Origin of the sequence: Sedimentitalea sp. (genome assembly GCF_039973035.1) — a bacterium.
Classification (GTDB): Bacteria; Pseudomonadota; Alphaproteobacteria; order Rhodobacterales; family Rhodobacteraceae; genus Sedimentitalea.
This window is the reverse complement of sequence record NZ_JBDWLR010000043.1, coordinates 1-9,387: the sequence shown is the minus strand read 5'-3', so window position 1 is coordinate 9,387 and position 9,387 is coordinate 1. Positions and strand designations below refer to the sequence as shown.

General features: G+C 55.0%; 9 protein-coding genes. 1 reads left to right on the top strand and 8 read right to left on the bottom strand.

What is annotated here, in order from left to right; genetic code table 11:
• Positions 1-259: 259 nt before the first annotated feature.
• The 8 genes from ABJO75_RS11465 to ABJO75_RS11430 form a co-directional block, all read right to left on the bottom strand.
• Positions 260-985, bottom strand: coding sequence for a hypothetical protein (locus ABJO75_RS11465; RefSeq protein ID WP_348432487.1), 726 nt, complete (start codon positions 983-985; stop codon positions 260-262).
• Between the two features lie 95 nt (positions 986-1,080).
• Complete coding sequence (locus ABJO75_RS11460; RefSeq protein ID WP_348432486.1) at positions 1,081-1,290, bottom strand: hypothetical protein; 210 nt, start codon at positions 1,288-1,290, stop codon at positions 1,081-1,083.
• 60 nt (positions 1,291-1,350) lie between these two features.
• On the bottom strand, positions 1,351-1,500 hold the full coding sequence (locus ABJO75_RS11455; RefSeq protein WP_348432485.1) for a hypothetical protein: 150 nt from the start codon (positions 1,498-1,500) through the stop codon (positions 1,351-1,353).
• 93 nt (positions 1,501-1,593) lie between these two features.
• Positions 1,594-3,195, bottom strand: a complete 1,602-nt coding sequence (locus ABJO75_RS11450) for a GMC family oxidoreductase N-terminal domain-containing protein (protein ID WP_348432484.1) — start codon at positions 3,193-3,195, stop codon at positions 1,594-1,596.
• A gap of 10 nt (positions 3,196-3,205) precedes the next feature.
• Positions 3,206-4,195: an enoyl-CoA hydratase/isomerase family protein gene (locus ABJO75_RS11445; protein ID WP_348432483.1), complete on the bottom strand. Its 990-nt coding sequence runs from the start codon at positions 4,193-4,195 to the stop codon at positions 3,206-3,208.
• Between the two features lie 23 nt (positions 4,196-4,218).
• The gene (locus ABJO75_RS11440; protein WP_348432482.1) at positions 4,219-5,052 is read right to left on the bottom strand and encodes an enoyl-CoA hydratase-related protein; all 834 of its coding nucleotides are present in this window, start codon (positions 5,050-5,052) and stop codon (positions 4,219-4,221) included.
• 23 nt (positions 5,053-5,075) lie between these two features.
• Entirely contained in the window at positions 5,076-6,347 is a 1,272-nt protein-coding gene (locus ABJO75_RS11435) for a CoA transferase (protein ID WP_348411925.1), read from the bottom strand.
• A 27-nt stretch (positions 6,348-6,374) separates the two neighbouring features.
• Positions 6,375-7,874, bottom strand: a complete 1,500-nt coding sequence (locus ABJO75_RS11430) for a CoA-acylating methylmalonate-semialdehyde dehydrogenase (RefSeq protein ID WP_348432481.1) — start codon at positions 7,872-7,874, stop codon at positions 6,375-6,377.
• A 95-nt stretch (positions 7,875-7,969) separates the two neighbouring features.
• Here ABJO75_RS11430 and ABJO75_RS11425 point away from each other — a divergent pair, with 95 nt between their 5' ends.
• Complete coding sequence (locus ABJO75_RS11425) at positions 7,970-8,896, top strand: LysR family transcriptional regulator (RefSeq protein ID WP_348432480.1); 927 nt, start codon at positions 7,970-7,972, stop codon at positions 8,894-8,896.
• Positions 8,897-9,387 lie beyond the last annotated feature (491 nt).

Genomic DNA, 9,387 nt, shown 5'->3' with positions numbered 1-9,387 from the left:
GATTTGCTTTCATCGACGCCTGGAAAGAAGAATGGTCTGTCGAGTTTCTCTGCCAGATTATGCGGGTCACATCGCGGGGGGGGCGTGCTTGGCAGGTGCGCCCGATGAGCCAACGTTAGCATGATGATATGGTGCTTTTGGCCCATATGTGCTGCTTCGTGCTGATATCGATGGTGAGGGCGTTGCGGATATGCAGATCAAACTTGATGATCTACAATCAATCTCAGTCACAGATTTCATTTTGTAGACAAATGAACTGTTACTTTTCGGTCACCCATTCTGGGTGGCCGATTTCATCCAAACACTCCACGATTTCATTGTGAAATTCCGGCTTATAGCGGCCCAATACATCGCTGGTATTTCGCTTGGTCGTACGCGCCTTGAAGGTGATGGGATCCAACCCCAAGTGCTCAACAATCTTGTAAATCCCGTCTGTCATCAGCCCTTCATACGGGATTTCAAGATATCCATGTTTGCATTTCTTGTCGTACCAATTGAACAGCCATGACCGCGTTTCGACATACTCAAGGAATGCCTCTCGATCAAAGTCGATTTGCGGACGGGGCAGTCCATCCGCAAACAAATGTCGGGCTGATTGTTTTAAGCGCACCAGCTCAAAAGATGACAAACACGCCAGATGGTTTTTGCGATTGAGTACGATTTTTTTTATGCTCGGGTCCTTTGTCATCAAGGAGATTGCGCGCAACGAAGACCTGATTTGACCTGGCCAAGCTTTGAGGCCAACACATTTTGGTCCCGGCGTGAAATTGAGAATATCATACATGTAACCGCCGGGATCTGTCTCTAGTTTGGACAAATCAAGCCCGTTCTGAACTTCGTCCAGCAGTGCCAGCTGGTTCTTTTTACCCCTAAAAAATGGCGAGCCGTGGCAATAAATATCGGGATGGGTGTTCAGTGTTGTCGTCAAAGCCGTGCTGCCCGAACGGGCCGCTGCAAGAACGACAAATCGCGTTTCGACCTTCACAAGCGATACCCCAAAAGCGTGTATTTCTGGCTATCTACCGCTAAGTCGGTGAGCGCACAAGAATGATCGACTATCAAAAATCAATTCATCTTTTTTCATAATTTAGCTTGTAGGCTCTCGATGGCTCGCTCTAAATCGGAGAACTTCGGCATAGCAATCCCCTTAAGCTCACCGTTCGCATAACGCTTGTCTTGATTTGCTGCCAAAGCTTCAAAAATTAACGCGTTCACCGAGAATTGTGACCGCTCTATTCGTTCAATGATGGCGGTAACGCCCAAATCAACGGTCGCTTTAGCGCAAGGCACGCGCCAGGTCCTGCATTGCGCCACGTTCCCCAAGGTCCAAAGCGCGCGGCAAGTGGGCTGTCACCGGCAAAGGTGTTGCAGGTTTTCAAGAATAACCGGGTTGGATTTGACTGCATTGGATAATCGGTCGCGCACGCGTTTGCGGTGGCTGCGGATGATGGCGCTGCCACCAGAGAACCCCATGCGATACAACGCATCGAATTCCTGCAACAGGTACTTCCAACTCGGGCAATCTTGCAGACGTGTAGGATCAACTGGGATATCGGCCGAAAACGCGGTCTCTTTGAAAGGTGTTCTAGATTTCTATAGGCCCAAGATCATATCAGCCGCCTTTTCCGCAATCATGATTGTGGGTGAATTTGTGTTGCCTGACGTGATTGTCGGCATGACAGAGGCGTCAACCACCCGAAGGTTCTCGATCCCGTTCACGCGCAAGTCGGGCCCAACGACAGCGGCATCATCCGGCCCCATACGGCACGTACCGACAGGGTGAAAAATCGTGGTACCGATGTCGCCAGCCATATGGGCCAAATCTGCATCCGACTGATACGCCGCACCGGGGCTGATTTCAGAGGGCTTGTATTTGGCCATCACAGCCTGATCTGCGATTTTACGGGCAAGGCGGATGGCACGCACCGCAACCTGACGATCCCCTTCGGTGCTCAGGTAGTTGGGGTCAATCGATGGATGGGACTTCGGGTCTTTTGACGTGATATGCACCGAACCGCGGCTTTGCGGCCGGACAGGCACGACACTGGCCGTAAAGGCCGGGAACGGATGCAAAGGATCGCCGAATTTATCAAGCGACAATGGCTGGACGTGAAATTCGAGGTCGGCGGTTTCGACCTCGGGCCCGGACTTTGCAAAGATACCCAACTGGCTGGGGGCCATCGACATCGGCCCTGACCGTTTCAAGGCATATTCAAGCCCAATCCCCATGCGTCCCCAAAGCGAGCCTGCGCGTTGGTTCAACGTTTTCACGCCTTCCACGCGGAACGCAGTACGCAGTTGCAGATGATCTTGCAGGTTCTCACCAACCGCATCGATTTGATGAACGACCTCAATCCCCTGTGCGCCAAGAACCTTTGGATTGCCAATTCCCGACAGCTCCAGCAATTGCGGCGACCCGATTGCACCTGCGGACAAGATCACCTCGCCGCGCGCTTTGTAGGTGGTTTTCACGCCACGCACATCCACGTCCAAACCCGTCGCGCGTTTGCCCTCAAACAAGACCTTCTGGACTTGCGCTTGGGTGACGACCTTGAGGTTCTCACGAGACTTCACAGGACGCAGGAAGCCTTTGGATGTGTTCCAGCGCCAGCCACCCCGCTGGTTAACCCGAAAGTAGGCCGAACCTTCGTTGTCGCCGCGATTGAAATCCTCGACCTTCGCAATCCCGGCCTGTTCGGCGGCATCACGGTAGGCGTCCAAAATCTCCCATGTCAGGCGTTGTTCCTCAACCCGCCATTCGCCACCGGCCCCATGCATTTCGTCTTCGCCTGCATAGTAATCCTCGGACTTTTTGAAGTAGGGCAAGACATCGTCCCAGCCCCAGCCAGGGTTCCCCATCTGGCGCCAGCCATCATAGTCACGCGCCTGGCCGCGCATATAGATCATGCCATTGATCGACGAACACCCCCCAAGCACGCGCCCGCGCGGATAGTTCAGCGCACGACCATTCAGCCCGTGTTGATCCTTGGTCTTAAACCCCCAATCCGTCCGAGGGTTGCCCATACAATACAGGTATCCGACAGGGATATGGATCCAGATATAATTGTCTTTGCCGCCTGCTTCTAATAGCAGAACACGGTTCTTGGGATCCTCAGATAGGCGATTGGCAAGAACGCAACCTGCCGATCCGCCACCCACGATGATATAGTCAAACTCTTGAGAATTTCCGGTCATGATACGACTTTCATGTTTGCGTTAAGACAGGTGTTGATTGCCAGCAGGGTGCGTGGTCTTTGTCGACCAACACAGCCCGGACTCCTTCGGCCAGATCGGGATGGCGGATGGCGCGCTGCATGGCTTCAAATTCACGCGCAAGGCAGTCTTTGAGCGACGCGTCCCGCCCGCGTCGCAGCAACCGCATGGTTTCTTGCAGGCTGCGCGGTGAGACTTTATCAAGCGTCTTACGCGCGGATTCTGATCCTACCGCAGTGCGTTTTGACAAACAGTCTTTGATGCTGCAAAGCGTCGATTGATCAAAACACATGGTATTGGCCGCAAGGCTTAACATGCTGCTTTGATAGCCGGGGACCGCGCAAAAACTTTCTAGGACAGTGTCCAACGCTGCCTCAGGCACGCCAAGCGCGCTCTCAAATCCATTTACATCGTCCTGGGGCAACATGTGGGTTGAAATGCCCAACGTTTGTGCATCAAAGCCCGCAACGTGCGCGCCGGTCAGGCCCATCCAAAAGCCGCCAAAATGCGGCATGCGGGGCAGGAAATAGCTGCCGCCGACGTCGGGGAAAAACCCAATTGCGGTTTCGGGCATGGCAAACCGGGCACGATCCGTCGCAACGCGGACATCGCATTGCATGACAAGACCTAAGCCCCCGCCCATGCAGACCCCGTCAACCAAAGCGATGATGGTTTTTGCATAGCCGGACATGCGTTGGATCAGGCTGTATTCTTCTTGGAAGAACTGTTCGGCGTCTGCGAAATTTTGCGCCAATGATAGGGTGCGGATCCGGCGCATATCACCACCCGCACAAAACGCGCGATCCGTGTCGGATCTCAGAAGCACGCGATCAATGGTCGGGTCGTCCTCAAACCGGTCCAATGCCCGATCAATGTCGCGCACCATGTCGAGCGTAAGCGCATTCATGGCCTGCAGGCGGTTAAGGCCAATGATCCCGATCCGGCCAGCTTGCGCCACTGTGATATGCGATTGATCCGACATGGTGTACATAGGGGCCCGACTGATTACCGGTTGCGGAAGACGGGCGCGCGTTTGGCAACAAATGCGGCCATACCTTCTTTCTGGCCGTCAGTGGCAAAGGCTGCCTGAAACAAGCGACGTTCGTGCATCACACCCTCGGACAGATTGGATTGGAACGCATAGTTCACGGCCTCTTTGGCCATTGCTACAGCAGGAGCGTTCAGTCCGGCGATCTGATGGGCGGCCTCAAGGGCGGTTTGCAAAAGCTCGTGGCCCGGGACGACACGTGCCACGATGCCAGAGGCTTTGGCCTCGACTGCGTCCACTGTGCGGCCCGTCAGGATCATGTCCATCGCCAGCGATTTCCCGATGGATTTCGACAGCCGCTGCGAGCCACCAATGCCGGGCAAGATGCCGAGCTTGATTTCGGGCAAACCGAACTGTGCATCCTCTGACGCGATGATAAAATCGCACAGCATCGCCAGCTCAAACCCGCCACCAAGGGCAAAGCCGCTGACGGCAGCAATCACGGGCTTCTGAATGAAACGCATCTGGTCCCAATCGGCAAAAATATCGTTGCTCAACAATTCTACCAGCGTCTTTTCCGCCATTTCTTCGATGTCGGCCCCCGCAGCAAAGGCGCGCGGGCTGCCGGTGATGACGACAGCGCCGATACGGTTATCCGCATCGAAAGCCTTTAACGTGGCCATGACCTCGGCCGCCAATTGCAGGTTCAGGGCGTTCAACTGCTTGGGGCGGTTCAACGTGATCAAACCGACATGTTCGCGCCGCTCGACAATGATTTCCTCAAGCGTTGTGCGTTCGATGGTTTTTTCGGCGGATTTTTCAGCTTTTGATTTTGCTGTCTTGGCTGTCATTGGTTTTTCTCCCACGTCTGGTGTCAGCGCTTTAGCCCGAAAGACGCCCAGCCAAAGTCTTCGGCATCGGTTTGTGCGTGTTTCTTGGCTGTTTGGTTTTGGTCATAGGCCTCTGCGTCGGCCATAACTTCGGCGAGGATGTCCTCGCGGTGCTGGTTCAGCGCCGGAGCCACCTGTGCGGTTGCCGGATCTATGTCTTTATAGGCTGACAACTTTACCGGATTGCCCGCAGTGCGGAATGGCTTGGCGCTTTTGCCTTCGACCTGCACAATCATATTACGCGACAAAAGCTGCGGATGATCGAGGATCCGGTCGATCGTATTGATGGGGCCGCAGGGCACGCCGACCTCGTTCAGTTCGTCCAACCAGTGCTGCACCGGCATTTTGGATGTCACGGCATCGATGGCTGCGACCATCTTGGGCCGGTTGCGCACCCGCAGATCATTGGACGAAAAATCAGGGTCCATCGCCAAATCCGGCGCGCCAATCGCGTCGGCCATCAGCAGGAACAGCTGGTCGTTGCCTGCCGCGATCACAAAGCGTTCGTCTTTGGCCTGAAACGTCTCAAACGGCGCCAAGGACGGGTGGCAATCACCAGTGCGCGTAGGCACTTTGCCTTCTACGTCAAACCGAGCAAGAGCGGTTTCCATCAAAGCGGCCTGACAATCGAGCATGCCGATATCAACACGCTCGCCCTGTGCGTTCTGTGTGCGCCGATAAAGGGCTGCCAAAATGCCGATAACGCCGAACAAAGCCGCGCCTAAATCACCAAAGCTGGTGCCGACACGGGCCGGGCGTTCACCGGGCCAGCCGGTCAAGCTCATCACGCCCCCCATGGCTTGGACAACCATGTCATAGCCCGGCAGATCAGACATCGGGCCAGAATGGCCAAAGCCGGAAATAGACGAATAGATCAGATGCGGATGGGTCTTGGCCAAACGCTCAGCGCCATAACCGAGGCGGTCCATCACGCCCGGGCGGAAATTCTCAACCAGCACGTCGGATGTGTCCAACAATCGTTCCAGCAATTCCCGATCACGGGGCGATTTGATGTCCAGAACGATGCTTTCTTTGCCGCGATTAAAGCACATGAAATATGCGCTTTCAGCGTCAACGAAGGGCGGGAACGCCCGTGTGTCATCACCGGTGCCGAACTTTTCGACCTTGATGACCCGCGCGCCCAGATCGGCCAGCACCATGGTACAATATGGCCCTGCCAGAACCCGCGAAAAATCAAGGACTGTGATCCCACTAAGCGGGCCGCCATCAAGTTTTTCGTCTTTTGAATTTTGCATGGTCTGCCTCCTCCCAAAGTGACGCGGTTACTGGGCGACCGGCATCGCAAACTCAGCACCCTTCGAAATGCTTTCCGGCCAGCGTTGCATGATCGATTTCTGTTTTGTGTAGAACCGCACGCCTTCTTCGCCGTAGGCATGGGTGTCGCCGAACAGGCTTTTCTTCCAGCCACCGAACCCATGCCACGCCATTGGCACCGGGATCGGCACGTTGACGCCAACCATGCCAACTTGGATCTTGCGGCCAAATTCACGCGCAGCATTGCCATCGCGGGTGAACAGGCTGACACCGTTGCCAAATTCATGGGCATTGATCAGATCGACACCTTCCGCGAAATCCTTGACGCGAACGCAGGCCAATACAGGGCCGAAAATCTCTTCGCGGTAGATGGTCATATCGGGGGTCACATTGTCGAACAAAGTGCCGCCCAACCAATAGCCGTCCTCAAAGCCCTCGACCGTGAAATCGCGCCCGTCCACAATAAGGTCAGCGCCTTCGGCGGCACCTTTTTCGATGTAACCTTTGATGCGATCATGGGCTGCTTTGGTCACGACCGGACCCATCTCTGCATCCAGCTCCAGCCCGTTCTTGATCTTTAGATCGCGGGCCCTCTCGGCCAGCATTGGCACGATCTTGTCGCCAACATCCCCCACAAGGGTCGCGACTGAAATCGCCATGCAACGCTCTCCTGCCGAACCGTAGGCCGCACCGATCAGCGCATCGACGGCCTTTTCCAGATCTGCATCAGGCATCACCAACATGTGGTTTTTTGCGCCACCCAAGGCCTGCACCCGCTTGCCGTTGCGCGCTCCGGTCTCGTAGATGTAATTTGCAATTGGCGTAGAGCCAACGAAGGACACGGCCTTCACATCGTCATGGGCCAATAGGGCATCAACAGCGACTTTATCGCCCTGCACCACATTAAACACGCCATCGGGGAAGCCTGCCTCTTTCATCAACTCCGCATACATCAGGGCGGGCGTCGGATCCGTGGGCGACGGTTTTAGAACAAAGGTATTCCCAGCGGCGATTGCGACAGGGAACATCCACATCGGCACCATGACCGGAAAGTTGAACGGGGTCACACCAGCAACAACGCCCAGCGGTTGGCGCAGGGTCCAGTTGTCGATCCCCGTAGACACCTGGTCGGTGAAATCACCCTTAAGCAGTTGCGGGATTCCGCAGGCAAATTCAACAATATCAATGCCGCGCTCAACCTCGCCACGAGCATCGGTGAAAACCTTGCCATGCTCGAGCGTGATCGCGCGGGCCAGGTCATCCTTGTTCTCATTCAGCAGGTTCAGAAAGCGGTTCATCAACCTTGCGCGCCGGATCGGTGGCATATCGGCCCACGCCGGAAACGCCTTTTGAGACGCGGCAACAGCCATGTCCACATCCTCGACCCGTGCAAGATCAACGATCCCAGTTTGGGCACCTGTTGCCGGGTTAAACACGGCTTGGGTTGCAGCATTCGCACCAGCGTATGATTTGCCGTTGATATAATGTCCGATCGGGTGAATAGTCATAGAACGCTCCGATATTGAGTTCTTTGGCAATATGTCGACTTTGAACATCACAATCCAATGAATATTGGCACCCTACATTATAAGGAGTACTTATATTGAGATCCGTTCAAGACATCCGCGTGCTTGATGCGTTCATCACTGTGGCCCGCGAAGGAAACGTGTCGCGAGCAGCCGAAAAATTGCACCTGACGCAGCCCGCTGTCAGCCTGCAACTGAAGCGTTTGGCGCAAGATACAGGCCTGACGTTGTTCACACGCACGTCCAAAGGGCTGGAACTGACACGGGACGGAACAGCACTGATCGCGAAGGCTGAAAAGGTGCGCGCCGCATTGACCGAATTCGGCCAAACCGCGCGCAGGGTCAGCGGCGATGTGCGCGGCACTTTGCGTATCGGCACCATTGTCGATCCAGGGTTCATCCGCTTGGGCCAGTTTTTGTCGTTGTTGGTGGAAGGGTTCCCTGATTTGCGGACGAAACTTACGCACGGTATGAGCGGCGAGGTGATCAACCGTATCATTGCTGACCACATCGATGTTGGATTCTATCTTGGAAGTCTGGCCCCTTACGAACCCGCGATTGATCCCGACCAACTCGACGGAGCGTCCCTTTTCCATGAACGAGAGCTGACAACATTCACCTACCAAGTTCTGGCTCCGAAAGGATGGGAGGATCGCGTTATTGGCAAAGACTGGCAGGCGCTGGCCGATCTGCCATGGATCGGCACGCCTCAAGACTCGGTCCATTGCCGGCTTTTGGATGCCGAGCTGTCCGAGGACGGCATCACACCCAACTACGTTTGTTCGGTGGACCAAGAACCGTCCATGTTAGCGATGGTGCGCTCTGGGGTTGGACTTAGCCTTTGTCGGGAATCTATTGCGCTAGATGAAATGCAAACGCGCGGTCTTGTTGTCGCCGATCAGGTGTCGATCCAAACATCGCTCCGCTTTATCACTCTGAAGTCCCGCGCCAAAGATCCAAACGTCAAAGCGGCGTTCGAGGTTCTTGCCTCAGCATGGGACTAGCAACCCAAAAAATGGGCGTCGTGTGATTTGAAACGAGCTCGCCAGTTTTCCGCAGCAAGTTTGTCTCGATGAGACAATAGCTGACGTTCATGCAGATCGCAGCATTTGCGACTATGGGCCTATTTCGTTGGTGAAGTCTCTGTTGCTTTGCGGCAGGTCCTTTGCTTCTCTCGTTATTGTAGGGTGAGTGGGGATTTGATGATGATGGGTGTTCAAGAAGCTCTGGGGCGGTTGTTTTACGACTTTGATATAGAGGCACATGTCCCTGCTAATCACATATTGCGTGAGGTCTCTGGACCTGTCGCGGTTTGATGCCGTTCTTTTGATAGCATTTATTGCAACAAAGGCGATGAACTATGCCCCGCCCGGCAGGGTTATGCGAAGCATGATCCCGAGAGGGGACTGAAACGGACGGACGAATTCCGGCAAGATGCGGTGCGTATCGCGCTGACAAGTGGGCTTACGCGCAAGCAGGTGGCTAACGATCTGGG

What these genes read in the sequence shown, in the direction of transcription:
- ABJO75_RS11450 (WP_348432484.1), bottom strand. Translation starts at nt 3,195, where the DNA reads ATGACCGGAAATTCTCAAGAGTTTGACTATATCATCGTGGGTGGCGGA.
- ABJO75_RS11445 (WP_348432483.1), bottom strand. Translation starts at nt 4,195, where the DNA reads ATGTCGGATCAATCGCATATCACAGTGGCGCAAGCTGGCCGGATCGGG.
- ABJO75_RS11440 (WP_348432482.1), bottom strand. Translation starts at nt 5,052, where the DNA reads ATGACAGCCAAGACAGCAAAATCAAAAGCTGAAAAATCCGCCGAAAAA.
- ABJO75_RS11435 (WP_348411925.1), bottom strand. Translation starts at nt 6,347, where the DNA reads ATGCAAAATTCAAAAGACGAAAAACTTGATGGCGGCCCGCTTAGTGGG.
- ABJO75_RS11430 (WP_348432481.1), bottom strand. Translation starts at nt 7,874, where the DNA reads ATGACTATTCACCCGATCGGACATTATATCAACGGCAAATCATACGCT.